The organism is Microbacterium pasadenense, assembly GCF_047246565.1.
Taxonomy (GTDB): Bacteria; Actinomycetota; Actinomycetes; order Actinomycetales; family Microbacteriaceae; genus Microbacterium.
The window spans coordinates 527613-552573 of record NZ_JBFOKN010000001.1 but is presented as its reverse complement, the minus strand read 5'-3'; the positions used below and the strand labels follow the sequence as shown (position 1 = coordinate 552573).

The following is a 24961-nucleotide window of genomic DNA, read 5'->3' as shown; positions in this document are numbered from 1 at the left end:
CCTCCGCAGACCGCCGGCCGAGCCGCCGCGGCGGGTGCGCGCGCCGGAGCCTCGGAGCATGTCCACCATCGTCACCGCCGCCGATGCGGCACAGTTCCTGTCCCTCGTCCCGAAGCTGCTCGGCTACACCCCGACGCAGAGCCTCGTCCTCGTGCCGATGACGGGAGGGCGGAGCATCGGGGCGATGCGGGTCGACCTGCCGCCGCACGACGCCGACACCGACGGCGTCGCGTCGAGCGTGATCGGCATGGTCTGCCGGATCCCGGACGCCGATGCGTTCGTCGCGGTCGTGTACACGACGGCATCCGCTCGCCGCGAGCTGCCCGGGTACGACCTCGTGGTCGCGCTGGAGCGCTCCGCGGACGCCTGCGGGCTGGGCATCACGGACGCGCTGACCGTCGCGGGCGACGGCTGGGGGTCGCACTTCGACGCGGCGCTGCCGGCGCGAGCCCGGCCGTTGTCCGAGCTCCAGATCCGTACGCCGCCGCCGGACGGCGATCAGGCATCCGGCACCGCGCTCGACGACATCGACGAGGCGGTCGTCGTGAGCGTGTCCGTCGCGATGGCATCGCTGGAGTCCGCGCTGGCGCTGCTGTGCGGCATCCCGACGATGGCGGAGCCGGTCGGGCGACTGGATCCGGCGGCACTCGAGGCGGCGTGCGCGCTCGATGACCTGCCGGCGCTGTACGAGTTGGCGCTCGAGTGGGATGCCGCGGCGCTGGACCCGATGCACACCGCGGTCCTCGCGTGGTGTCTGCAGCGGTCGTCGCTTCGCGATGTGGCGATCGTGCAGTGGTCCAGCAACCGGCGGGGCGGCGATGCGGCGCTCGACGCGCAGCGCCGCTGGGAGGATGGCGAGGAGTATCCGGCCGACCTCGCCTCGGTCATGTGGGGCGAGGGGGACCGCCCCGATCCGCAGCGCCTCGAGCGGGCGCTGGAACTCGTCCGTGCGGTCGCCGCCCGCCTGCCCGAAGAGCATCGCGCCGGGCCGCTCGCGACGGCCGGCTGGCTGTCGTGGGCGCTCGGCCGCTCCACGCATGCCGACCGCTACGCCGTGGCGGCGCAGGACATCGACCGTCGGCACGGGCTCGCGGAGATCGTCCGATCGTTCGTCGGCGTCACCCATCTGCCCGACTGGGCGTTCCGGCCGTGACGTCCCCGCCCGCCGCACGCGAGCGGGGACGCCGGGCGTCAGCCGCCGGTCACGATCGCGAAGCCGCCGGCCGGGAGGACCACCGTGCCCGAACGCGACCGGACGCGCACCTCGCGGCCGTCGTCGTCGTACACCGCGGCCCTGCCCGCGCCGACCGACACACGCTGCGGCGTGCGTGCCGCCGAGTGCACCAGCTCGGTCCGGGCTCCGTCTCCCGCCAGCACGAGCCGCGACACGTGCGGACGGACGATCAGCCCGTCGAGATCGAGCGTCCCACGGACGGCGTCGACCCGCAGCGACTCCTCGCGGCCCGGCACCGGCTTCCCCAGGACGTACGGCAGCAGCGCGCCGGACCTCGGCGAGATGCCCTGCTCCGGACCGACGATCCGCAGGCGGTCCGTCAGCATCCGTCCCGACCGCCACACCGACGTCGTCCGCTCGTCCTCGTCGGACCAGACGACCGGCTCGACCCAGCGCGCCGTCGCGTCGCGCCCGATGTCGAACACCGCGTGCTCGCCCGGATCGAGGGCGAGCGCGTCGCCCGACCAGCTGGACTCGCCGGTCCATGACTCCGGCGTCGAGATGTCCCCGTCGGTGCGGACGGCGTCCTCCGCCTCGACCCATTCCAGCCCGTCACGCTCGGCGACCGCGGTCAGTCCCACCGCCCGGGCTCTCACGGCCGGATGCGCATCGAGCGCGAGCGCCGTCAGCAGTCCGTGGATGGTCGACTCGGCGCCGCTGTTGCGGTTCACGGTGCCGTCGGGCTGGAGCCCGTCGAAGGTCACCCCGGTCGCGGGGTCGTACATCGGCTCGCCGGCCCGGTTCGCGCCGAAGAACCAGGCGGCCTGCATGGCGGCGAGGTCCGCGAACCCCCGGGAACCGGTGGCATCCGACACGGCCAGGAGGGACTGGACGCGGGAGTCGGCGCCGTACGCGATCTGCACGCGGTCGAACGGGCTCGGGTTCCATCCGTTGTCCGGGCCGCCCGCCGTGAGGAGGGTGGTCGTGAAGCTCGCGGCATCCGTCACGGCGGGACGGGCGAGCGAGCGGTCGGAGAGGGCGACGGATGCCGCAGCCAGCCCCGCCGGCATCTGCGAGCCCCACGCGTGCCAGATCGCCCGCGACTGCGCCCACGGCAGCACCGCGCCGTACGGCCACTGCCGTGCCGAGCCGTCCGCCATCGCGGCGATCGCGCGCGCGAACTGCCGCAGCGCCGTCGCGGATGCCCCGTCGGGTCCCGCCTCCACGCGGGCGGCGAGCCCGAGAACCGCCTCGGCCGTGGCGTCGGCGCCGTCGACGATCAGCCACGCCGGGACGCGCTTGCCGTCCGAGATCTCGTCCTCGCCGTAGCGCGTCAGCACCTGCCGCTTCAGGGCGTCCAGCGAGAGGGCGAAGCGGTCGTCGAGGAACGCGGCGAACTCGGGATCCTCATCCCGGAACGCGGCATAGCCCTCGCCGAGCGCCCACAGCGTGCGCGCGAGCCAGTAGCTCGGCCCGCTGTCGGACGGATCCGGCAGCTCGACCGGGACGGGCGACGGATTGAGCGTCCCGTCCGGCTGCATCCACAGGACGACGTTCCCGGCGTCCTCGCCCTCGGTCGTCTGGAAGTAGGCCACCGAGCGCAGCAGCTCGTACGCCTTCTCGCGACTCGACGCCGATCCCGTCTGCTGCCAGTGGCGGATGTAGACGATCGCGGCCCGGGTGACGTCGTCGGCGTTGTAGGCGCCCTGACCCCAGTACCCGGTCGCGGGGTCGAGCGGACCGCCGCCGACTCGCGCGAACGTGCCGCCGGCCCGGGCGTCCGCATACGTCCACGGCATCACGAGGGCGGGCTCGTCGTCCTGCCGGTACGTCGTGTGTCCCGCCACGTCGGCCGGCGGCGTGGCCTCATCGAGCAGGAAGTCGAGGTGCGAGAGGTTCGTGATCGGCGCGGATGACGCGCCGGATGCGGCGGCCGGTGCCGACGCCGGCGCTCCGCGATCGGCCGCCGCGCTCGCCGGCGCCGCGAACAGCAGCGGGACGGCGAGTGTGACGGCGCCGGTGAGGGCGGTGACGCGCGCACTCCATCGTGCGACCATGAGGTTTTCCTTTCGGAGGGATGCCGGCGGTGAGCGGCGGAGCCGCCCGGCCGCTCAATCGGTGCGTTCGAGCAGGGCCACGCCGATCTTCGAATCGGCCATGCCGTAGAACACGAAGTGGCGACCGTCGATCTCCTCGATCGCGGTCGGGAACACGACGTTGGGCACGATCCCGCTGCGCTCGTCGTCGGTCTCGGGAGCCAGCAACGGCTCCGGCGTGCGGGCGATCACCCGCGACGGGTCATCGGCATCGAGCAGCAGCGCTCCCGCGGCGTAGTTCACCTTCTGCTGCTGCGAGAACGCGCTGTCGATCACCCCGGTGACCCCGTGATGCAGCACGAGCCACCCCTCCGGCACCCGGAGCGGCGGCGGACCTCCGCCGATCTTCAGCGCTTCGAAGTCGAACGCGGGACCCGCGACGAACCGGTGCTGCTCCCACAGGGTGAGCGCGCCGAGATCGGCGCGGACGGCGTCGACCGGGATGTAGCTGATCCAGATCGACTGGCGCTCGTCCTCGACGCCCGCGGGAAGGCGGACGCCCTGACCGGGTCGCGTCTCCCCGAGATCCCACATCGGGCGGTGCAGCACGGCGAACGCCTCGCGGCCGTCGGGGGCCGTCACCGGCTCGGGGAAGAACACCGTGTCCTTGTTGTGGAACAGGTTGAGGTCCATGTCGAGTTCGTCCTGGTACCGGAACAGCACGGGACCGAGCCGCCGCCAGTCGCGGAGGTCCGCCGACACCGCGACCGCGGTGCGGGGACCGAGCGGCCCGTACGCGACGTACGTCATGACGTGGAGGTCCAGCGCCGGGATCCACGTGACGCGGGGGTCCTCGACGCCCGCGTTCCCGACTCCGCGCTCCCAGCCGCGATCGGGCTCGAGCACGACGCCCTCGCGCTCGACGCCGATGGGCAGTCCGCCCTCGATCACGACGCGGGCGAGCCCCACCCGCGACACGTTCCCCGCGGCCACGAGTCGCGGCAGCAGGTAGAGCGCACCGTCGGGCCCCCGCCCCGAGGCGGGGTTGAGGACGCCCTCCGCCTCGTGCGGGTCGCCCTCGGCGGGCGTCATCACCACGCCGACGCGGCGAAGACGGTACGGGACGGTGCCTGTCACGGCGGGGTCGTTCGACGGCATGGTCAACCTTTCACTCCGGATCCGAGGTCGTTCGAGGTGAAGTAGCGCTGGAACACGATGAACAGCGCCACGGCGGGCGCGGCGAGGACGACGGCGCCCGCCATCATCGCCCCGAAGGGATTGGCCGTCGACGCCGCGATGTTGGCGATGAAGTTGGCCAACGACACCGCGAGCGGCTGCAGGGCGGCATCCTTCGTGATGAGGAACGGCCACAGGAACTCGTTCCACGGTCCGATGAACGTGAGCAGGACGACCGTGAGAACCGCCGGACGCACGAGCGGCAGGGCGACGTTCCACAGCAGCCGGAACTCGCCGGCGCCGTCGATGCGGGCGGCGTCGAAGAGCTCCTTCGGCAGCTGCAGGAAGTACTGCCGGAAGATGACGACCGCCGTCGAGTTGATGAAGAACGGCAGGATCATGCCGAGGTAGCTGTCGGCGAGCCCGTAGTCACGCGCGATCATCACGTACAGCGGGATCATCAGCAGCTGGAACGGCACGACCTGCACGAGCAGCGCCAGCGCGAACGTCGCCCCGCGCCCGCGCCACCGCAGGACCGCCAGCGCGTAGCCCGCCAGCACGCCGAAGACGATCGTGCCGATGAGGACGCCGGCGGTGAAGATCCCCGAGTTCGCGAGACCGCGCAGCAGGTTGATGCGTCCGTTGATCGCGGCGTAATTGTCGAGCGTGAGGTTCGCCGGATTCGGGAACGCGCCGGCCGGCGACGCGTCGACGTCGGTCTGCAGCGAGCCCACGACCATGTAGTAGAAGGGGAAGAGGAAGACGAGGGCGCCGAGGGACAGCGCCGTGTACATGGCGGCCTTCGACCCGAGCGCGCGCCTCATCGCTCCTCACCTCCGACGAAGCGCCGCTGCAGCGCCGCGAGGAGCAGGACCATGACGATCAGGATGACGCCGATCGCGGCGGCCACGTCGGGGTTCTGCTGCTCGATGCCCCGCTGGTACATCAGCAGGACAGGCGACGTCGACGCCCCGTTGGGACCGCCGCCTCCGGTGAGCAGGTACGGCTCGGTGAAGAGGTTGGCGCCGGTGATGGTGGCCAGCAGCACGACGAGGAGCGTCGCCGGCCGCACGCTCGGCACGGTGACCCCGAAGAACTGCCGGATGCGCCCGCCGCCGTCCATCGACACCGACTCGTACAGCTCCCGAGGCACGTTCTGCAGCGCCGCGAGGTACAGCAGGATGTAGAACCCCAGGCCCTTCCAGGTCACGAAGAACGCGATCGAGGGCATCGCCCACGCGGAGTTGACGAGCCACGACGGGTCGGGTGCCAGCGGACCCAGCACGGTGTTCACGAGGCCGTTGCCCGAGAACAGGAACAGCCAGACCGCCACCACGGCGACCGACGCCGAGACGTACGGCACGTAGTACGCCACGCGGAAGAACGTCCGCATCTTCGTGACGCGGTCGAGAGCCGTGGCGAGCAGGATCGACAGCAGCACCGTGAGGGGCACGTTGATGACGAGGAAGATCCCCACGTTGCCGAACGAGCGCCAGACGTCGGGGTCGCTCAGCGCCGTCACGTAGTTGTCGAGTCCCACGAAGGGACGGTCGACCTCGGCCCCCGGTGCGGCGAAGAAGTAGTCCTGGAACGACATCCACACCGCGAAGACGACCGGGTACGCGAACACGACGAGCACGAACGCGAGATACGGCGCGGAGAACAGCAGGCCGTGCGGCTGGGCGCCGAGGATCCGTCTCGCGCCGCTCCGCCGGCGCCGCGGCGGCTCGGAGGGAGGGCCGGATGCCGCGCGGGCATCGCGGCGCGCGGCATCCGTTCCAGCAGCACCGGCCGAGCCGGGAACCACGGTGGCCATCCCCGTCACCCGGCGGCGAGCTCGTCGATCTCGGCGGCGGTGTCGGTCAGGAACGCGTCGACCGGCGTCTCACCGAAGATCACCGATTCGGAGTAGCCGTCACGGAAGGCCTGCCAGATCTCGACCGAGCTGGTCACGTTCGGCACCTCCACCGTGCGCGCTGCCTGATCTCCGAACTGCTCGTAGGCGGGGTTCGCCTCGAAGTAGTCGGCGTACGTTCCCGGAAGGTCCTGCCGGAGCGGCATCTGACCGGTCTCCTCGAGCCAGATCCCGTCCTGCTCCTCGCTCGTCGCGAACTTCAGGACATCCCACGCGGTCGCCTTGTTCTCGCAGGCGGTGAACAGTCCGACGTTCTTCGCGTCGCTGAAGGTCCACGTCTCCTCCGGCGCGACGCCGGCCTCCGTCGGCACGGGCACCGCACCCCAGTCGACCGAATCGCCGTAGACGGCGACGGCCCACGGTCCGACGATCGCCATCGCGGCGTACCCGTCGGCGAACGCGTCGCCCTGGTGCTGCTCGTTGCCGGCGAGCTGCTCGTCGTAGAGGGTCCGCCAGAAGTTCGCCACCGCGGCGCCGTTCTCGTCGTTGAACGTGGCCTCGGCGTCCTCCACGAGCTGGGTGCCGCCGGTCTGCGCGGCATAGAGCGGGTAGAAGTCGAACCAGGACTGGAAGAACTCGCTCGTCGGGGCGGGGTTGATCGCGTACGGCGCGACATCCGCCTCCTTGAGCGCGCGGGCCGTGTCGAGGAACTCGTCGTAGGTGGAGAGCTCCGGGTTCTCGGGGTCCAGCCCCGCCTCCTCGAACATCGCCTTGTTGTAGAAGATCATGACCGGGTTCGACTTCCAGGGCATCTGGTAGAAGTCGCCGTCCGCGGAGCGGTACTGATCGGCGAGCTCGCCGCTGCGCGCGGTGATGTAATCGTCGCCGTCCTCGAACTCCGACAGGTTGACCAGCCCGCCCTGACGCTCGAAGCCGGGCACCGCCGCGGGCGAGGTGTTGAAGACCAGGCACGGGGCGTTTCCTGCCGTGATCGCCGCTCCGATGACCTCTTCGCTCGAGGCGCCCGCCGGGATCTCCTGCGCCGTGATCTGCTCGTCCGGGTGATCGGCGTTCCACGCGTCGACCATCTGCGTGCCCCACGCGATCTCGGCCTCGTTGTTGGAGTACCAGATGGTGATCTCGCCGCGTCCTTCCGGCTCGCCACCACCGCCTCCCCCGCCTCCGCCGCCGCCACAGGCGGTGAGCGCGAGGACGCCGGCCCCGGCGACTGCGGTGAGAAGTATGCGTCGTTGCATGTCGATCTCCTTCGTGGATGCGGCTCAGGCCGCGCTCGGTGGCGCCGGAGCCGTCGACGCCCGCACCGTGAGCGTCGGGTCCGGCAGGTCGATGTGCTCGCTCCGGCCGCCCGCAATGGCGGCGAGGAGGGCGCGAGCGGTCGTCGCGCCCCACCCGCGGGCGTCGGTGGCGACCGTCGTGAGGGCGGGGTGGACGTAGCGGCCCATCTCGGTGTCGTCGAAACCCGTGACGGAGAGGTCGTCGGGCACCCGCAGGCCGCGCTGATGAGCGACGCCCATGCCGGCCATCGCCATGCTGTCGTTCGAGTAGACGATCGCGGTGGGCGGCTCGGCGGCATCGAGCAGCTGCGCGGTGGCCCGAGCGCCGCCGGATGCACTGAAGTCGGTCTCGACGGCGCGCACGTCGAGGGCGGCGACCGCGGCCGCGGCGAGGAACGCGTCGTGGCGGCGCGCCGCGTGCAGCATCCCGGACGGGCCGGCCACATGCGCCACCCGGCGATGCCCCAGCTCGGCGAGGTGCTCGACGGCCAGCCGGATGCCGGTGCCGTCGTTCGCGCAGACAGAGGAGAACGGCGAATCGACGTCGGGAACGCCCAGGGTGACGGCGCTGATGCCCAGCTCGCGGACGAGGGCGATGCGCGAGTCGCCGACGCGCAGGTCCGTGAGGATCATGCCGTCCACGCGGCGGTCCGCCGCGAGCGCCCGATACGTCTCCTCCTCCTGACGGCCGGGGGTGGCCACGGCCAGCACGAGCGCCTGGCCGGTGACCGAGAACTCGTCCTCCAGGCCGGCGATGAACGACGGGAAGAACGGGTCGGCGGCGATGACGTCGGGACTCCGCCCGATGACGAGGCCGCAGGCGAACGCCCGGCCGACACTGAGGGATCGGGCGCTGAGGCTCGGCGTCCAGCCCAGTTCGGCCGCGGCGGTGAGGATGCGGTCGCGGGTGCCCGGTGCGACCCCGGGCCGGTCGTTCAGGGCGAACGAGACGAGACCCTTGCTGACGCCGGCTGCGCGCGCGACGTCGGCGATCGTGGGTCGGGTCTGCGACGGCATCGGTCACTCCTTCGTGGCGGATGCTCCCCACTAAACCGGTTCAGAAGCGCGCGGTCCAGGTCTTGACACCGACCCGGGACAGGCGTAACGGCCCCACCCCGACGCCGCAGGGGCGACGGACCGGGCGGATCCCGCCGCGTCCTTACTTGACGAGGGGGAAGAGGATCGTCTCGCGGATGCCGAGGCCCGTGATCGCCATGAGCAGGCGGTCGATGCCCATGCCCATGCCACCGGTCGGAGGCATGCCGTGCTCGAGCGCCCGCAGGAACTCCTCGTCGACGCGCATCGCCTCGTCATCGCCACGGGCGGCGAGCTTCGCCTGCTCGACGAAGCGCTCCCGCTGGATGACGGGGTCGACGAGCTCGGAGTAGCCGGTCGCCAGCTCGAAGCCGCGGATGTAGAGGTCCCACTTCTCCACGACGCCCGCGATCGTGCGGTGCTCGCGCACGAGCGGCGACGTGTCGAGCGGGAAGTCCATGACGAACGTCGGGCGCTCCAGGCCGCCCTTGACGAAGTGCTCCCACAGCTCCTCGACGAGCTTGCCGTGGGTCGCGATCTTCTCGGGGACCTCGACGCCGGCATCCGCGGCGAGCGCCTGCAGGTCCTCGACGGAGGTGTCGGGCGTGATGGTGCGACCGGCGGCATCCGACAGCGAGTCGTACATCGAGATGCGGTCCCACTGTCCGCCGAGGTCGTACTCGGTGCCATCGGCCCACGTGACGACCGTCGTGCCGGAGACGGCGACGGCGGCCTTCTGGATCAGCTCCTGGGTCAGGTCGGCGATGCCGTTGTAGTCGCTGTACGCCTGGTACGCCTCGAGCATCGCGAACTCGGGGCTGTGCGTGGAGTCGGCGCCTTCGTTGCGGAAGTTGCGGTTGATCTCGAAGACGCGGTCGATGCCGCCGACCACGGCGCGCTTGAGGAACAGCTCCGGCGCGATGCGCAGGTACAGCTCGGTGTCGAAGGCGTTGGAGTGCGTCGTGAAGGGGCGGGCCGCGGCGCCGCCGTGCTGCACCTGCAGCATGGGGGTCTCGACCTCGAGGAAGCCGTGCTCCTCGAACGTGCGGCGGAGCGACGCGACGGCCTTCGCGCGGGCGAGGACGGTGGTGCGGGCCTGCTCGCGGACGATGAGATCGAGGTAGCGGGAGCGGACCCGGCTCTCTTCGCTCAGCTCGGTGTGCAGGTTCGGCAGCGGCAGCAGCGCCTTCGCCGCGATCTGCCAGTCGGTCACCATGATCGACAGCTCGCCGCGGCGGCTGGAGATGACCTGGCCGGTGATGGAGACGTGGTCGCCGAGGTCGACGAGCTCCTTCCAGGCCTGCAGCGACTCGTCGCCCACCTCGGCGAGGGAGACCATCGCCTGGATGCGGCTGCCGTCCCCGGACTGCAGCGCCGCGAAGCACAGCTTGCCGGTGTTGCGGCTGAAGACGATACGACCCGCGACGGATGCCACGACCCCGGTCTCGTCGCCCGCGGCGAGGTCCGCGTACCGTTCGCGCAGGGCGGGGATCGTGTCGGTCACGGCCACCGCGACCGGGTACGCGCCGCCGGCGGCATCCGTCCGCTCCGCGAGGAGTCGCTCGCGCTTGGCGAGGCGGACCGCCTTCTGCTCGAAGACGTCCTCTTCGGTCGTCTCGGCGGGCACGGGCGCGGACGCGTCGGTCATGACAGGGGGCTCCTCGGGGATTCGACCTCCCATTCTACCGAGGGCGGCTGGGGTGCTCGGCGAGACGTAGGCCGGGTGAGGGCCAGGGCCGGGTGGATCGCGGTACCGCGATGCAAGGGATGCCGGCCGACGCGCCGCAGCCCGGCTGCGGCTCCCGGCGGGTCCCGCGCGCGACCGTGGATCCCGGTCCGCCGAGCGCCGGTCCACCCGCGGGCGGGACTCAGCGCCGCGGCGTCCATCCGGGCGGCAGGGCGCCGCCTCCCACGGCGCGGCCCCGGTCCGCCGCGGCGGACCAGCCCTGCGCGGCATCCGTACCGTCGAAGCCGCCGCGAGCGACCCGGAACCCGATGTCGTCGGACGAGCTCCGGGGCGGGCCCCCGCGACGCACGCCGGCGCGGACGCTCCAGGCGTCGTCGGCGTAGCCGCCGCCGCGGAACACCCGGTAGTCGTCGTACCGCTCGGTGTCGAGGAAGTCCCAGCACCACTCCCAGACGTTGCCGAGGGTGTCGAACAGCCCGTTCAGGTTCGGCAGCTTCCCGCCGACCGGCTGCGGCGAGCGCACGCCGTCAGCCGCCGTCCACGCGACCTCGGCGAGCGGCCCGTAGTGCGGCGCCGTCGACCCCGCCCGGCACGCGAACTCCCATTCCGCCTCGGTGGGCAGCCGGTATCCGTCGCTGTCGACGTACCAGCGGACGTCCTCCGCGTCGACGGCGTAGGCCGGGTCGAGCCCTTCCCACTCGGACAGCGCGTTGCAGAAGCGCACCGCGCGCTGCCAGCTCACGTCGACGGCGGGCCGACGCGGGTCGGATGCCGTGATGCCGAGCACCTCCGCGAGCTGCTCCTGCGTCACCGGGTAGACGCCGATCTCGAACGGCTCCAGCCTCACGGTGCGGCGGGTCTTCCGGCGCGCGTCGTGCAGGACGACCGAGCCGGCCGCGATGCGGGCGAGCTCGACGTCGCTCACAGCTGCGTCGGGGCGCCGCCGGTCGCGGCCGTCAGCGCCCGGTCGACGGTGGTGTGGACGAGGGCGGACAGGTACCGCCCGGGCTCTTCGACGCCGGCGTCCGTCAGCAGGGCGACCGCCTGCCGGACGATGGATGCCGAGAACTCCGTCGCCGTCGCGATCGCCTCGCCGTAGGCGGTGCGGTCGGCTTCGGCGATGACGACCGGCTCGCATCCCATCTCGACGGCGAGCGCCTGGGCGATCGGCAGCACGGCGGGCGGCGCGGTCACGCCGGCGTACGCGTCCTGCAGGGTGCGGAGGTCCGTCGTGGTCCCCGTGAACGTGATGGCCGGGTGGATGGCGAGCGGGATCGCGCCCTTCGCCGCGGCCGGAGCGAGCACGCCGATGCCGTGCGCGGCGTCGGTGTGGACCAGCAGCTGGCCGATCTGCCAGGCGCCGAGGTCGGCGAGACCGGCCACGAGGCTCGGGAGCTCGTCGTGGGGAACCGCGAGCAGCACCAGCTCGCTCCGCCGTGCGACCTCGTCGGCCGTCAGGGTCGGGACGCCGGGCAGGATCGCCTCGACGCGATCCGGGTCGGACCCGGCGGTGATCCCGGTGAGCGCATGGCCCGCGCCCGCCAGCGCGGCGGCCACGACCGGGCCGACGCGGCCCGCGCCGATGACGCCGACACCGAGGCGGCCGTCGCGGGTCACGGGTGCTCCGGATCAGGCACGGCGGACGATGCGGGCACGGCGGACGACGCGGGCACGTCGCCGACCGGGGCCGGTGCGAGCGCACCCCGGTCGGGCTCGTCGGCGTCGGCGTCGGCGTCGGCGTCGTCGGCCGCGTGCGCGACCGCGGCATCCGTCGTCGCGCGCCAGAGGCGGAGCGCGTCGTCGCGGTCGATCGCGCTGAGCGAGCCCGAGACCGGCCCGATGACGGTGTGGCCGGTGACGCGGGCGAGGCTCAGCTTGCGGTCGAGCGGCCCCTGGTCCACCCGCACCGACTGCAGCCGCGCCAGCGGCAGGATGACGAGCGCGGGCCACAGCCGGCCGCGGCGCAGCAGCAGCGCCTCACGCAGCAGGCGGAACCCGTTCCGGCGGTACGAGAGCGGCCGGAACACCCGTGCTCGGCGGGGCGACACCGTGTAGCCGTCCCCCTCGCGGGGTCCGCGCAGCCCGGCATCCAAGAGGGCGGCGTCGATCGGCACCGACGGCAGCAGCAGCCGGAGCACGCGCTCGACGTCGTCGATCGTGCCGATCGGCAGCACGTCTGCGAACTGCGTCGTCGAGGCGTCGGTCATCGCGGCACCCGACAGCCGGTTGACCCGGATGCTCCACCATCCGCCCCAGCGCCACAGCAGCGGCTGGCGGATGTCGACGGCGTGCACGCGTCCCGGGGGCAGCGTCTCGGTGACGGTCGTCAGGAGGCCGAAGGTGATGCGGACGCCCGCCGAGGTCGGGGCGATCGAGTACCGCGCCATGCGGATCAGCCGACGGATGGCGTACGCGCCGAAGCCGATCGCCACGGGGAGCATGACCCCGAGCGCGCCGATCAGCCAGATCGGCTGCAGGACCACGCCGACGATCGCCGCGACGATGACCACCAGCAGCCAGATCGTCGAGCCCGACAGGAGGTTCGCGAGCAGCAGCCGCGAGACGGGGACGCGGACGATGGATGCCGGTTCGCTGTCGTCCTCGTCCACTCCCTCGACGATCTGCGTCAGGCCTGCGGTGAGGCGGCCGACGTCGGCTGCGGGGGCGGTGGCGGCGGAGCGGGCTGCGGCGCCCGCGCGGCGCCTGCCCGACGCCAGCCGGAGGATGTCACCGCGGATCGTCTCGGAGTTGGCGGTCGACAGGTACTCGAGCTTCACGTTGGCATCGAGGCCGGCACCGACGACCTCGAGCTTGGCGAGCCCGACGAGGCGCGCGAGCGCGGGCCGGGTGAGATTGACGCCCTGGACCCGGTCGAGCGGGGCACGGCGATGGGTGCGGAACAGCACTCCGCTGCGGACCTCGACATCGGTGTCGCTGATCCGGAACGTGTGGAACCGCCACGACAGCCAGAACAGCGCGATCAGGAGGACGAGCCCCCCGCCGACGACGAGCAGCGCCGGCACGATGGCGTTGCTGTCGAGCAGGAAGTCGACGGGGTCGCCCTCCTCCCAGCGCACGCCGTCGGGCAGGAACAGGCCGATGAGCCGGTCGCGGAGGTTGGCGACGATGACACCGAGCACGACGAGCAGCGTCAGGCCGCCGCGAAGGAGCGGCGAGAGCGGATGCAGGCGGTGCCATTCGCCGTCGCTGAGGTTCGAGGTCACCTGCTCCTGCGGCGGTGCGGCCGCCGCGTCGTCGGCGGCGGGCGGGACGGGGTGGGGCGGGGTGGCGCCGCGGGGATCGGGGGTCGTCACAGGCCGGTCCGGCGGGTCTCGGCGACCTCGATGAGCGCGTCGCGCAGCTGTTCGGCCGCCGCCTGCGGCAGGCCGGGGATGGTCACGCCGGTGGAGGCGGCCGCCGTGACGAGCTTGAGCTGCGCGATGCCGAGCCCCCGGTCCAGCGGACCGTGGGTGATGTCCACGAGCTGCAGCCGCCCGTACGGCACGGCGACCATGCGCTGCCATAGGATGCCGCGGCGGAAGACGAGGTCGTCCTCCCGCAGCTGGTACCCGATCGACCGCGCCTGGCGGGGGGTCACGATCGCCACGACGAGGGTGATGGCGACGGCGATGCCGGCGGGGATCCACTGCCACGACATCTCGAACAGCAGCCACAGCACGAGCGCCGCCGCGACGATCAGCACCAGCGCGATGGCATTGCCGATCTGCTGCCCGAGGACGTACCTGCGCGAGATCTGGTGCCACGTCCCGTCCCCGAGCGGAAGGCGGCGAGGGTCGCGCGGCTCGATGATGGCCGGGAAGGTGCCGTCGTCGGGGGCCGCCCCGGTGTCAGTCGAGGTGGGAGAGCCCGAGGCCGGGCTCGTCGGGTTCGGGCTGCTCGTCATCGTCGTCCTTCCGGATGGTGCACAGATACTCGGCGAAGAGAGCGGCCGCCACCAGGACGACCCCGCTCAGCAGCGCGGCGATGACCGCGCCTGTCGAGCCTAACGATGGTGACACCGGTCGGGTCAGCACGTACAGCAGCAGTCCGCCCGCGAACCCGGCCACGAACGCGCCGACGATGCTCGACGACTTCGCGAGCATCGCGATGCGCAGCGCGCGGAAGGGGTCGATGGGCGCCGCCGACCCGACGGTGGCCCGCCGGACCGGGAGCGCGGCGGCCACGACGGCCACGGCGAGCGCGACGAGGATGACCGGCAGCACAGCCGAGGGGGTGAACGTCGGATGCCCCGCACCGGTCAGCAGCTGATCGACGATGAATCCCGCGCCGCCGGCGAGGACGGCGACGACCGCGAGGACGAGGATGCTGGTCCGCTTCATGACGCCTTTCCCGGCAGTTTGCCCCGCAGATCGGTCACGGCGCCGACGCCGGGGAGCACGGCATCGGGATCGATGCTCAGCCACGGGTCCAGCACGAAGTCGCGTTCGGCCGCCCGCGGGTGCGGCAGCGTCAGCGCGGGGTCGTCGCTGCGCACGTCGCCGTAGGTGATGAGGTCGAGATCGAGCGTGCGGCTCCCCCACCGCTCGCGGCGCACGCGGCCGTGGCGGCCCTCGATCGCGTGCAGGTAGCCGAGCAGCATCGTGGGTGCCAGCCGGGTCTCGAGGATCGCGACGGTGTTGAGGTAGCGGGGCGCATCGGCATCCGGTCCGCCCAGGGTGAGGGCGATGGACTCGATCGGCTCCGCGGCCGCGATGAGCTCCGTCAGCGGGATGCGACCGAGGTCCGCGATCGCCTCGGTGATCGTCCGCGCGCGGGCGCCGAGGTTCGCCCCCAGCGCGACCACGGCGCGCCGGGAACCCGCCGCCGCGTGCGGTGGCAGCCCAGGACGGTCCCCAGAGAGCCGGCGATTCACGGGCGCTCCCGGCGGCGGCGCACCGTCACGGTGACGTCGTCGAACGGCACCTCGATCGGCGCGCTCGGCTTGTGCACGGTGACCGCGACGGCGTCGACGATCGGCCAGGCGAGCGCGGCGCCCGCGATCCGCTCGGCGACGGTCTCCACCAGGTTCGCGGGCTCGCCGGACAGGATCGCGGCGACCTGCTCGGCGAGCTCGCCGTAGTGGACCGTATCCCGCACGTCGTCGCTCGCCGCGGCGGCCCGGGTGGACAGCGAGAGCACGACGTCGGCGACGAACTCCTGTCCCTCGCGACGCTCGTGGGCGTACACGCCGTGGTACCCGTAGGCACGGATGCCGGTGACGGCGATCTCATCGGTCATTCCTCCCCCTCCCAGGCGTCCCGGACGGCGAGCGCGAGCCGCGTCGCCGCGACGTCGTGCACGCGCACGGCCCAGGCGCCGGCCTGCGCCGAGAGCACGCTCGTCACCGCCGTCGCGAGGTCGAGGCGCGCCTCGGTTGAGGCGTCGATGCCCGCCCGCGCGGCGGCGAGCGTCAGCATCCGTTTGCGGCTCGTCCCGAGCAGCACCCGATGACCCGCGCCGATGAGGGCGTCGAGGCCTCGCACGAAGCGCCAGTTGTCCTCCGGCGTCTTGCCGAACCCGAAGCCCGGGTCGACGATGATGCGCTCACCGCGGATGCCGGCATCCCGTGCCGCCGCGACGCGGCGCTCGATCTCGCCGAGGACCTCCGCGACCAGATCGTCGTACCGCGCGGCGCCGTACATGTCGGCGGAGTGGCCGCGCCAGTGCTGCAGCACGATGTCCGCGTCGGTCGCCGCGACGGCGGGGAGCATGTCGGGGTCGGCGAGACCACCCGAGACGTCGTTGACGATGCGGGCGCCGGCCGCGACCGCCGCGACCGCGGTCGCCGCATTCATCGTGTCGACGCTGATCGCGTGACCGGGGGTGGCGAGCTGCTCGATGACGGGGAGGACGCGCTGCTGCTCGTCGGCCTGGGCCACCCGCTCCGCACCGGGCCGAGTGGACTCGCCGCCGACGTCGAGGAGGTCCGCACCGTCGGCGAGGAGCCGCCGGCCGTGCGCGATCGCCGCGTCGTGCCGCGCGTAGCGGCCGCCGTCGCTGAACGAGTCGGGTGTGACGTTGACGATCCCCATGACGAGGGTCACGCGCCACCGCCGGTGAGGAGCGCGATGACCTCGGCCCGCGCGGACGGCTCGGCGAACCCCCCGCGCGCGGCGATCGTGACGGTGGATGCCGCCGGCTGCCGGCCGCCGCGCATCGTGACGCACTCGTGGACGGCGTCCAGGATGACGAGCACGCCGCGGGTGTCGAGGGACCCCGCGATCGTGTCGGCGATCTGCTCGCCGAGCCGCTCCTGCACCTGCGGCCGCGCGGCGAGGATGTCGATCACCCGGGGCAGCGCGCCGAGGCCCACGACCTGCTCGCCGGGCAGGTACGCGACGTGGGCGCGTCCGGCGAATGGCAGGAGGTGGTGCTCGCAGATCGACCGGAAGCGGATGTCGCGCAGCATGACCGCGCCCGAGGGCAGCGTGTCGGGCGCGGGACCCCGCGACACCGAGATGGTGTGGGCGAGCGGCGCCGCGGCATCCTCGCCGACGCCCGCGAAGAACTCCGAGTACGCCTCCGCCACCCGTTGCGGGGTGGCGCGCAGTCCCGGCCGATCCGGGTCCTCCCCGATGGCCAGCAGCAGCTCACGGACCAGTGCGGACACGCGCTCGCGATCGACCGCCATGGTCGTCCCTACGCCGTCGCGGGACGAGCCTGCCCGGTCGCGTGGCGAGCCGGCGCGCTCTCGGGAGCCGGCTGCTCGGCTTCGGTGTTCGCTGCGACGGGGACCTCTTCGCGGCGGGGCACGTCGACGGGGGGCAGGGTCGAGACCGGGCGCTCGCTGCTCGAGAGCCACTGCGGGCGCGGGGGCAGCTTCTTGACGTCCTTGAAGATGTCGGCGAGCTCGAGGTGGTCGAGCGTCTCCTTCTCGAGGAGCGCGAGGGCCAGCCGGTCGAGCACCTCGCGGTTCGCGTTGATGACCTCGTACGCCTCGTTGTGAGCCTGCTCGATCAGATCCCGCACCTGAGCGTCGATCCTCTCGGCGACGCGCTCGCTGAAGTCGCGGCCGTGACCCATGTCACGGCCCATGAACACCTCGCCCGACGAGGAGCCGAGCTTGACGGGACCGACGTCGGTGGTCATGCCGTACTCGGTGACCATCTTGCGGGCGATGCCGGTGGCCTTCTCGATGTCGTTGCTCGCGCCGGTGGTGGGATCGTGGAAGACGATCTCCTCGGCGACACGGCCGCCCATCGCATACGCCAGCTGATCCTGCAGCTCGTTGCGGGTGACGGAGTACTTGTCCTCGAGGGGCAGCACCATCGTGTAGCCCAGCGCCTTGCCGCGCGGGAGGATCGTGACCTTCGTCACCGGGTCGGTGTTGTTCATCGCGGCGGCGGCGAGGGCGTGGCCGCCCTCGTGGTACGCCGTGATGAGCTTCTCCTTGTCCTTCATGACGCGGGTGCGGCGCTGCGGACCGGCGATGACGCGGTCGATCGCCTCGTCGAGGGCGCGCATGTCGATCAGCTGCGCATTCGAGCGGGCGGTGAGCAGCGCGGCCTCGTTGAGGACGTTGGCGAGGTCGGCACCGGTGAACCCGGGGGTCTTGCGGGCGATGACGGCGAGGTCGACCGACGGGGACAGCGGCTTGCCGCGGCCGTGCACCTCGAGGATCTTCTGGCGGCCCTTCAGGTCCGGCGCGTCCACGCCGATCTGGCGGTCGAAGCGGCCCGGGCGCAGCAGCGCCGGGTCGAGGATGTCGGGGCGGTTGGTCGCCGCGATCACGAGGACGGAGACCTTCGGGTCGAAGCCGTCCATCTCGACGAGCATCTGGTTGAGGGTCTGCTCGCGCTCGTCGTGCCCGCCGCCCATGCCGGCGCCGCGGTGGCGGCCGACCGCGTCGATCTCGTCGATGAAGATGATCGCGGGGGCGTTCTCCTTGGCCTGCGTGAACAGGTCGCGGACGCGGCTCGCGCCGACGCCGACGAACATCTCCACGAAGTCCGAACCGGAGATCGAGTAGAACGGGACGCCCGCCTCGCCGGCGACCGCGCGGGCGAGGAGGGTCTTGCCGGTTCCGGGAGGGCCGTACAGCAGCACGCCCTTCGGGATGCGGGCGCCGACGGCCTGGAAGCGCGCCGGGTCCTTCAGGAAGTCCTTGATCTCCTGCATCTCCTCGATGGCCTCGTCGGAGCCGGCCACGTCGGTGAAGGTGACGGTCGGGGTCTCCTTGGTGACGAGCTTGGCCTTCGACTTGCCGAACTGCATGACCTTGCTGCCGCCGCCCTGCGCGCTCGACATGAGCCACCAGAACAGGAGGCCGAGGAGCAGGACCGGCAGGAGGATGGAGATGAGGCTGCCGAACCAGCTGGTCCGGGGCACGACGTCGTTGAAGCCGTCCTCCGGCGCCGCGGCGTCGACGGCGGCGACGACGTCCTCGGCGCGGGGCTCGAGGTAGTAGAACTGCACGTTCGTCGAGCCCTCGAACTCCTCGCTCAGCACCAGGTCGACGCGCTGGTCGCCGTCGGTCATGGTGACCTCGGAGACCGTGTCGCCGTCGAGGAGCGTGAGGCCCTCCTGCGTGGTGATCTGCTTGGCACCGGTGAGGCTCGAGATGAGCGACATCCCGACGATCAGCAGGACGCCGACCAGCAACACGTAGACGAACGGGTTGCGCGAGAGCTTCTTGACGTTCATGGTCCGATCAGGCTACCCCGGCGTTGCTATGGGACGTCTGCGTATTCGCCGTCGGCGTACGCTTGCCGCCGCCCGTCCGCACGCCGCCCGGGGCAGGGCGGAGCGGCATCCGTCGTCAGGAGTAGACGTGCGGCGCGAGGATCGCGACGTCGCGCAGGTTACGGTAGCGCTCGGCGTAGTCGAGGCCGTAGCCGACCACGAACTCGACGGGGATGTCGAAGCCGACGTAGCGGCAGTCGATCTCGACCTTGGCCGCCTCGGGCTTGCGGAGCAGGGCGAGCACCTCGATCGAGGCGGCGCCGCGGGACGCGAAGTTCTCGAGCAGCCAGCTGAGGGTGAGCCCGGAGTCGATGATGTCCTCGACGATCAGGACGTGCTTGCCCGAGATGTCGGTGTCGAGGTCCTTCCGGATCTGGACGACGCCGCTCGACTTGGTTCCGGCGCCGTAGGAGGAGACGGCCATCCAGTCCATCTCGATGTCGCGCTTGAGCGAGCGGGCGAAGTCGGCCATGACCATGACCGCGCCCTTCAGGACGCCGACGAGCAGCAGCTCCTTGCCCTCGTAGTCGGCCTCGACGCGCTGCGCCAGCTCCTCGAGCTTCGCGCGGATCTCCTCCTCGGTGACGAGGACGTCGGTGAGCTGATCGGCGATCTCTGCGGCACGCATTCCAGAAGTCTAGATTCCGGAACCGGATGCCGTGAACTCGATCAGCCTGCCGACCCGACGCGCTCGGCATCCGGGCAGGTCGATCGGCCCCTGCCCCGACCAGTCGGTGACGAGGCGCGCGATCTCGAGGGTCTGCGTCCGCGTGAGAGAGGCGGAGAACTCGCTCGCGACGACGTGGCGGATGATGCGGTGGCGCAGCGCCGGCGGGTTGGCGGCGAGCGCCGCGACCGAGACGGCGATGCCGGCCTCGGCGGGCTCCACGATGTCCTCGATGGTCTCGTCGATCATGGCGGCGAAGGCGTCGGCGTCCTCGCGCAGCTGCTCCGCCGTCCGAGCAAGCGCTTCCGCGATCCCGGGTCCGAGTTCGGCCTCGAGGACGGGGAGCACCGTCCTCCGCACGCGCACCCGCGAGAACGCGGGGTCGGCGTTGTGCGGATCGTCCCAGGGCGCGAGTCCCGCCGCGGCGCACGCCGCCCGCGTCGTGGCGCGGCGGACGGCGAGCAGCGGCCGCACCCAGGTGATGCCGTCGTCGGCGAGCAGCGGCGCCATGCCGGCGAGGCTGGTGGCGCCCGACCCGCGGGCCAGACCGAGCAGGACGGTCTCGGCCTGGTCGTCGAGCGTGTGCGCGAGCAGCACGGCGGATGCGCCCCGTCGGCGTGCGGCGTCGCGCAGCGCGGCGCGGCGGGCACTCCGGGCGGCGGCTTCGGGACCTGCGGCGCCCGGTGCCACGTCGACGCGGACCACCTCGGCCGCCAGCCCCAGGCCGCGCGCCTGCTCGGCGGCCCGCGTGGCGACTTCCGCCGATGCGGCCTGCAGGCCGTGGTCGACGACCACCGCGGCGGCGGCGACGCCCGCTCTCGGCGCCTCGAAGGCGACCGCGGCGGCGAGGGCGAGCGAGTCGGCGCCCCCCGACAGCCCGACGACCACGGCATCCGTCCCCTCGACGAGCACCGCGCGGACGGCGCGGCGGAGTTCGGCGACGGCGGGGTCGAGGGAGGGCACGGCACCACCGTAGCCGCGTCGGCATCCCACCCTCAGGCCGGAACCCGGCCCACAGTAGGCTGGGGGACGCAATCATCACCTTCTGAAGGAGCACAGCATGGGCGCGTACGACGCCGTCATCGAGATCCCGCGCAACAGCAAGATCAAGTACGAGGTCGACCACGGCACCGGACGCGTCTTCCTCGACCGCATCCTGTACACGCCGATGGGCTACCCGGCCAACTACGGCTTCTTCGAGAACACGCTCGGCGAGGACGGCGACCCGCTCGACGTGCTCGTGCTGCTCGACCACGACCTCGCCCCCGGCATCCTCGCGAAGGTGCGCCCGGTCGGCGTGCTGAAGATGACCGACGAGGCCGGTGGCGACGACAAGATCGTCGCGGTGCTCGCGAAGGACCCGCGCTGGGGCCACATCCAGGACGTCGCCGACGTCGACGAGTGGACCAAGAACGAGATCAACCACTTCTTCGAGCACTACAAGGACCTCGAGCCGGGCAAGTGGGTCAAGGTCGACGAGTGGGCGGACGCCGCCGAGGCCGAGCGGCTCGTCTCGGAGGCGTTCGAGCGCTTCGAGGAGCACGAAGGCCAGACGAAGACGCAGGGCGAGGGCGAGTCGCCCAACAGCCTCTGATCAGGACGCTTTCCGAGGGGTCGGTTGCCACGAGGCATCCGGCCCCTCGTCCGTTCCCGAGACGGTCGGGTCAGACGCTGATGCCGCGGGCGCGCAGGAACGGGGCCGGGTCGATGCGGCCGCCGCCGACGTACACCTCGAAGTGCAGGTGGCACCCGGTCGAGGCGCCCGTGCTGCCGATGTAGGCGATGACCTGGCCGGCGCGGACCCGCTGGCCGTAACTCACGTTGTAGCCGCCGGGCATGATGTGCGCGTACCCGGTGACGACGCCGTTGCTGTGCCGGATCTGGACGTAGTTGCCCCATGACCCGCTGTACCCGGCGAAGATGACGGTGCCCGACGCCGCTGCGTAGATGGGCGAGCCGCACGAGCTGGCGAAGTCGATGCCGCGGTGCCCGCTCGCGGTGCAGTGCCCGTTGGAGCAGATGCTGCCGCGGACGCCGTACCAGGAGCTGATCCAGCCGTGGGCGGGACGCACCCACCCTGAGGACTGGACCGCGCCGCCACCGCCGCCGGAGCTGCCGCCGCCGGAGCTCGATCCGCCGCCACTGCTGGAGCCGCCGCCGGAGCTCGATCCGCCGCCACTGTTGTTCTTGGCCGCCTCTTCGCGCCGACGCTTCTCCTCGGCCCGGCGTCGCGCCTCTTCCTCGGCCTTCGCCTTGGCGGCAGCCGCTGCCCGCTCGCGCGCCAGCCGCTCCGCCCGCAGGCGACGTCGCTCCTCGACGCCCGCGCGGTAGCCGGCGACCGTCTTCGCGGTGCTGTCCCGGAGGGCATCCAGCTGCGCCTCGAGCACGACGCGGTGCTCGTTCTGAGCGGCGAGCGCCGCTTGGGCGGCCTGAGCCGCCGCCTGGGCAGCCTGCAGCTTCCGTTCCGCCTCCGCCTTGCGGCGGTCGCGCTCGTCGCGGGCGACCTTCGCCTGTTCGGTCAGGTTTCGGGCGTTGTCGCGCGCACCGACGGCCTCGGCATACACCTCGCGGTTCGCGTCGACGAGCTTGTCCATCGTGCCGAGCCGGCCGAGCAGGTCGTCGGCGCCGGCCGCGGAGTCGGAGAAGAACAGGTCGAGGGTGGCATCGCTCTTGCCGGTGCGGTACTGCTGGGCGGCGAGGACCCCGAGCTTCGCGGCGGTCTCGTCGGCGCGGGCGGACTCGGCATCGGCCTGCGCCTGCAGCGACTCGGCACGGGCGACGGCGTCTTCGTACTCCGCGAGGGCCAGCTCGTACTCGGTGCCGAGCCGCTCCGCTTCGGCCTGCTTGGCCTGGACGTCGTTCTCGAGTCCTCGGATGAGGCCTTCGATGCGGGTGATCTCCGCGCCCTTCGAGGACTGGTTGGCGCGGGCCTTCTCCACGTCTTCCCACGTGGGGTACTTGGCGGCGAACGCGGGGACGGCGAAGCCGATGCCCGCGCCGGCCGCGGCGACGCCGAGGACTCCGATTCCGATCGCGTTGCGGCGGCTGATCGGGCTGCGGAATGAGCGGGCTTCTTCCGCCGTGGGCGCGCAGCCGCAATCGACGGCGGTCGATTCGGGTCCGTAGGTCACGGCAGGCACCCCCTTACAGGTCCGCAGATCACAGTAGCAACACTGGTCACATTCGTCACAGGGCGGTTTTCACATGCCGATGCCGGGCCATTCTGCCCGGAAACGGCCCGGTTCTCCGGGGGACGCGCCCTCGATTGGCACATTCGGAATTGTTCGCATATGCTTGACCCTCGGTAAGCGTGAGCCCCCGGGTTCGCTCGGCCCCATCGTTTAGCGGCCTAGGACGCCGCCCTTTCACGGCGGTAGCACGGGTTCGAATCCCGTTGGGGTCACTCCCACAATTTAATACGCATGGCCCTGTAGCGCAGTTGGTTAGCGTGCCGCCCTGTCACGGCGGAGGTCGCGGGTTCAAGTCCCGTCAGGGTCGCTCCGAGCGACAGGCCCGTTGTCTTCAGCTTCTGTTGAACACACTGGGCCTTTCGTCTAGGACATGGCTCTTCGGATGCCATGCGGCTCTGTAGCTCAGTTGGTAGAGCGCACGACTGAAAATCGTGAGGTCACGGGATCGACGCCCGTCGGAGCCACTGAAACCCTCGTATGGCTTCTACATGCGGGGGTTTCTTCATTCCCTGAGCGAAGCTCACTCGACCCGTTTCGCAGGCCTCTTCTCACCCCCCTCGCTTGCAGCCGCCGGGCACTGACCCGCGCGGGACCGGCGAAGGTCATCCTCCAGAGCGATCGGGATGCTCCTCGCGGCCGACGCGGAGCGAGCCGCGCCCCTCGGACGATGGGTGCATGACCTCTTCGCTCCGCACGCGCACGGCCCTCGCGGCCGCTCCCCTTGCCGCCGCCCTCCTCCTCCCGCTCGCCGGGTGCTCCGCCGTCGGCGACCTGCTGCAGCAGGAGGCCTCGCACACGTTCGCCACGCGCGCCGACCTCGACCGGCAGTGGGGCAAGGACGCACGGTGGCTTCCGACGGATGCCACCGCCATCACGACCCACGAATCCACCGCCGGGGACCCGGCATCCCTCACCGCTGCCAGCGAGGCCACCCTCGACCCGGCTCGGTGCGCCGAGGTGGACCGCCAGTCGGCTCCCGTCTTCACCCTCGAGGGCACGCCCGACGTCTACAAGGTCGACCAGGTCTTCGCGTGCGGCGACTGGGCCGTGATCGCCACCGACGACGGGTGGTACGGCTGGACGCCCAACCATCCCGACGAGCAGGCGCAGTCCCCCGCCCCCTGACGCCCCGGCGGGACGACGCCGGCAAACGGCGCGACGCCGCCCGAGTAGCGTGTGATCATGATCCCGATCGAGAACCTCACGGCGTTCGTCGTCGCCTCGGTCATCATCATCGTGATCCCGGGACCGAGCGTCCTGTTCGTCATCGGACGGTCGATCGCCCTCGGCCGCCGCGCCGGAGTCCTCAGCGTCGTCGGGAACGCGCTGGGCACCGTCCCGGCGGTCCTCGCGGTCGCCTTCGGTGTCGGGGCGATCGTCGCGTCCTCCGTCGTCGCCTTCACGGCGATCAAGATCGCCGGCGCGATCTACCTCGTCTGGCTCGGGGTGCAGGCCATCCGTCACCGCCACGCCCGCGTCGCCGGAACGGCGGCGGCGAGCGCCTCATCGCGGCTCCTTCTCCGGCAGGGATTCGTCGTCGGTCTCACGAACCCGAAGACGATCGCGTTCTTCGTGGCGGTCCTTCCGCAGTTCGTCGAGCCGAGCGCGGGCGCCGTGTGGGCGCAGCTGCTGCTGCTCGGCATCCTGTTCCAAGCGCTCGCTCTGGCCTGCGACAGCGTCTGGGCACTCGCCGCCGGAACCGCGCGAGCCTGGTTCGCGACGTCACCGCGGCGGATCTCGGCGCTCTCCGGCACCGGTGGCGTCATGATGATCGGGCTCGGCGGTGCGCTGGCACTGACCGGCACGAAGGGCTGACCTCGTGGTCGTCCGCTTCTGCCGCAGCCGCAGCGACGGCCGGCGCTGCACCCGTCCGCTCGACCATCCCGGTCTGCACCGCCATCGCACGATCATGTGGACGGATGCCGGGGCGGACGCCCCCCACTGCCCCGGATCAGGGGAGCCCGGCGTGCCCGCCTCGCTTCTTCCGGACGGCTTCCCGGGCGGTCGCGCGCTGTGCCCGGTCTGCCAGCGCTTCATCTCGCTCGCGGACGACGGCACGCTGGAGCCGCACGAGACGTCGGATCCGACGGAGACGGATGCCGAGGCGGAACGCCGGCGGGAGTGGTTCAACACCCACGGCTGGTGAGGGCGGCATCCACCCGG

General features: G+C 71.9%; 25 protein-coding genes and 3 tRNA genes. 8 read left to right on the top strand and 20 right to left on the bottom strand.

Going from position 1 to position 24961, the window contains the following annotated elements; genetic code table 11:
- Positions 1 to 58 precede the first annotated feature (58 nt).
- Positions 59 to 1153 (top strand): DUF4192 family protein, encoded by a 1095-nt coding sequence (locus AB3M83_RS02620; protein WP_412944852.1) that lies wholly within the window; start codon positions 59 to 61, stop codon positions 1151 to 1153.
- Between the two features lie 38 nt (positions 1154 to 1191).
- On the opposite strand, the gene AB3M83_RS02615 is transcribed toward AB3M83_RS02620, so the two are convergent.
- From AB3M83_RS02615 to tilS, 19 genes are all read right to left on the bottom strand, one after another.
- On the bottom strand, positions 1192 to 3231 hold the full coding sequence (locus AB3M83_RS02615) for a hypothetical protein (protein WP_412944851.1): 2040 nt from the start codon (positions 3229 to 3231) through the stop codon (positions 1192 to 1194).
- 54 nt (positions 3232 to 3285) lie between these two features.
- Entirely contained in the window at positions 3286 to 4368 is a 1083-nt protein-coding gene (locus tag AB3M83_RS02610) for a glycoside hydrolase family 130 protein (RefSeq protein WP_412944850.1), read from the bottom strand.
- 2 nt (positions 4369 to 4370) lie between these two features.
- Positions 4371 to 5210 carry a carbohydrate ABC transporter permease gene (locus AB3M83_RS02605; protein WP_412944849.1) on the bottom strand — a complete coding sequence of 280 codons (840 nt, stop codon included), beginning with the start codon at positions 5208 to 5210 and terminating at the stop codon, positions 4371 to 4373.
- Entirely contained in the window at positions 5207 to 6202 is a 996-nt protein-coding gene (locus AB3M83_RS02600) for a carbohydrate ABC transporter permease (RefSeq protein ID WP_412944848.1), read from the bottom strand. Before AB3M83_RS02600 ends, AB3M83_RS02605 begins: the two co-directional genes overlap by 4 nt.
- A 5-nt stretch (positions 6203 to 6207) precedes the next feature.
- On the bottom strand, positions 6208 to 7497 hold the full coding sequence (locus AB3M83_RS02595; RefSeq protein ID WP_412944846.1) for an extracellular solute-binding protein: 1290 nt from the start codon (positions 7495 to 7497) through the stop codon (positions 6208 to 6210).
- 24 nt (positions 7498 to 7521) lie between these two features.
- Positions 7522 to 8553 carry a LacI family DNA-binding transcriptional regulator gene (locus tag AB3M83_RS02590; RefSeq protein ID WP_412944845.1) on the bottom strand — a complete coding sequence of 344 codons (1032 nt, stop codon included), beginning with the start codon at positions 8551 to 8553 and terminating at the stop codon, positions 7522 to 7524.
- A 142-nt stretch (positions 8554 to 8695) separates the two neighbouring features.
- Positions 8696 to 10219 carry a lysine--tRNA ligase gene (gene lysS, locus AB3M83_RS02585; protein ID WP_412944844.1) on the bottom strand — a complete coding sequence of 508 codons (1524 nt, stop codon included), beginning with the start codon at positions 10217 to 10219 and terminating at the stop codon, positions 8696 to 8698.
- Positions 10220 to 10439: 220 nt separating this feature from the next.
- On the bottom strand, positions 10440 to 11183 hold the full coding sequence (locus tag AB3M83_RS02580; RefSeq protein ID WP_412944843.1) for a formylglycine-generating enzyme family protein: 744 nt from the start codon (positions 11181 to 11183) through the stop codon (positions 10440 to 10442).
- Positions 11180 to 11875, bottom strand: a complete 696-nt coding sequence (locus AB3M83_RS02575; protein WP_412944841.1) for a DUF2520 domain-containing protein — start codon at positions 11873 to 11875, stop codon at positions 11180 to 11182. Before AB3M83_RS02575 ends, AB3M83_RS02580 begins: the two co-directional genes overlap by 4 nt.
- On the bottom strand, positions 11872 to 13572 hold the full coding sequence (locus AB3M83_RS02570; protein WP_412944840.1) for a PH domain-containing protein: 1701 nt from the start codon (positions 13570 to 13572) through the stop codon (positions 11872 to 11874). The genes AB3M83_RS02575 and AB3M83_RS02570 overlap by 4 nt, the downstream gene beginning before the upstream one ends.
- Positions 13569 to 14162: a PH domain-containing protein gene (locus AB3M83_RS02565; RefSeq protein WP_412944838.1), complete on the bottom strand. Its 594-nt coding sequence runs from the start codon at positions 14160 to 14162 to the stop codon at positions 13569 to 13571. Before AB3M83_RS02565 ends, AB3M83_RS02570 begins: the two co-directional genes overlap by 4 nt.
- Positions 14107 to 14598 carry a DUF3180 domain-containing protein gene (locus AB3M83_RS02560; protein ID WP_412944837.1) on the bottom strand — a complete coding sequence of 164 codons (492 nt, stop codon included), beginning with the start codon at positions 14596 to 14598 and terminating at the stop codon, positions 14107 to 14109. The genes AB3M83_RS02565 and AB3M83_RS02560 overlap by 56 nt, the downstream gene beginning before the upstream one ends.
- Positions 14595 to 15062, bottom strand: coding sequence for a 2-amino-4-hydroxy-6-hydroxymethyldihydropteridine diphosphokinase (gene folK / locus AB3M83_RS02555; protein WP_412944836.1), 468 nt, complete (start codon positions 15060 to 15062; stop codon positions 14595 to 14597). The genes AB3M83_RS02560 and folK overlap by 4 nt, the downstream gene beginning before the upstream one ends.
- Positions 15063 to 15127: 65 nt before the next feature.
- A complete protein-coding gene (gene folB / locus AB3M83_RS02550) occupies positions 15128 to 15496 on the bottom strand; it encodes a dihydroneopterin aldolase (protein WP_412944835.1) in 369 nt (122 codons plus the stop codon).
- Positions 15493 to 16302, bottom strand: a complete 810-nt coding sequence (gene folP, locus AB3M83_RS02545) for a dihydropteroate synthase (protein ID WP_412944834.1) — start codon at positions 16300 to 16302, stop codon at positions 15493 to 15495. Before folP ends, folB begins: the two co-directional genes overlap by 4 nt.
- The gene (folE, locus tag AB3M83_RS02540; RefSeq protein WP_412944833.1) at positions 16299 to 16889 is read right to left on the bottom strand and encodes a GTP cyclohydrolase I; all 591 of its coding nucleotides are present in this window, start codon (positions 16887 to 16889) and stop codon (positions 16299 to 16301) included. Before folE ends, folP begins: the two co-directional genes overlap by 4 nt.
- Before the next feature lie 8 nt (positions 16890 to 16897).
- Positions 16898 to 18901, bottom strand: a complete 2004-nt coding sequence (gene ftsH / locus AB3M83_RS02535; RefSeq protein WP_412944832.1) for an ATP-dependent zinc metalloprotease FtsH — start codon at positions 18899 to 18901, stop codon at positions 16898 to 16900.
- A 115-nt stretch (positions 18902 to 19016) separates the two neighbouring features.
- On the bottom strand, positions 19017 to 19568 hold the full coding sequence (hpt, locus tag AB3M83_RS02530) for a hypoxanthine phosphoribosyltransferase (RefSeq protein ID WP_412944831.1): 552 nt from the start codon (positions 19566 to 19568) through the stop codon (positions 19017 to 19019).
- A 9-nt stretch (positions 19569 to 19577) separates the two neighbouring features.
- Positions 19578 to 20570 carry a tRNA lysidine(34) synthetase TilS gene (gene tilS / locus AB3M83_RS02525; protein WP_412944830.1) on the bottom strand — a complete coding sequence of 331 codons (993 nt, stop codon included), beginning with the start codon at positions 20568 to 20570 and terminating at the stop codon, positions 19578 to 19580.
- A gap of 97 nt (positions 20571 to 20667) precedes the next feature.
- Here tilS and ppa point away from each other — a divergent pair, with 97 nt between their 5' ends.
- Entirely contained in the window at positions 20668 to 21201 is a 534-nt protein-coding gene (ppa, locus tag AB3M83_RS02520; protein WP_412944829.1) for an inorganic diphosphatase, read from the top strand.
- 70 nt (positions 21202 to 21271) lie between these two features.
- Here ppa and AB3M83_RS02515 read toward each other — a convergent pair whose 3' ends face one another.
- On the bottom strand, positions 21272 to 22738 hold the full coding sequence (locus AB3M83_RS02515) for a peptidoglycan DD-metalloendopeptidase family protein (protein ID WP_412944828.1): 1467 nt from the start codon (positions 22736 to 22738) through the stop codon (positions 21272 to 21274).
- 199 nt (positions 22739 to 22937) lie between these two features.
- Here AB3M83_RS02515 and AB3M83_RS02510 point away from each other — a divergent pair.
- The 6 genes from AB3M83_RS02510 to AB3M83_RS02485 all read left to right on the top strand — a co-directional run bounded on the left by AB3M83_RS02510 (position 22938) and on the right by AB3M83_RS02485 (position 24944).
- Positions 22938 to 23010 (top strand) — tRNA-Glu (locus AB3M83_RS02510).
- Between the two features lie 21 nt (positions 23011 to 23031).
- Positions 23032 to 23105 (top strand) — tRNA-Asp (locus AB3M83_RS02505).
- Between the two features lie 84 nt (positions 23106 to 23189).
- Positions 23190 to 23262 (top strand) — tRNA-Phe (locus AB3M83_RS02500).
- A gap of 211 nt (positions 23263 to 23473) precedes the next feature.
- Complete coding sequence (locus tag AB3M83_RS02495) at positions 23474 to 23923, top strand: hypothetical protein (RefSeq protein ID WP_412944827.1); 450 nt, start codon at positions 23474 to 23476, stop codon at positions 23921 to 23923.
- A 57-nt stretch (positions 23924 to 23980) separates the two neighbouring features.
- Positions 23981 to 24613, top strand: a complete 633-nt coding sequence (locus AB3M83_RS02490; protein WP_412944826.1) for a LysE family translocator — start codon at positions 23981 to 23983, stop codon at positions 24611 to 24613.
- Between the two features lie 4 nt (positions 24614 to 24617).
- Entirely contained in the window at positions 24618 to 24944 is a 327-nt protein-coding gene (locus AB3M83_RS02485; RefSeq protein ID WP_412944825.1) for a hypothetical protein, read from the top strand.
- The last annotated feature ends 17 nt before the right edge of the window (positions 24945 to 24961 follow it).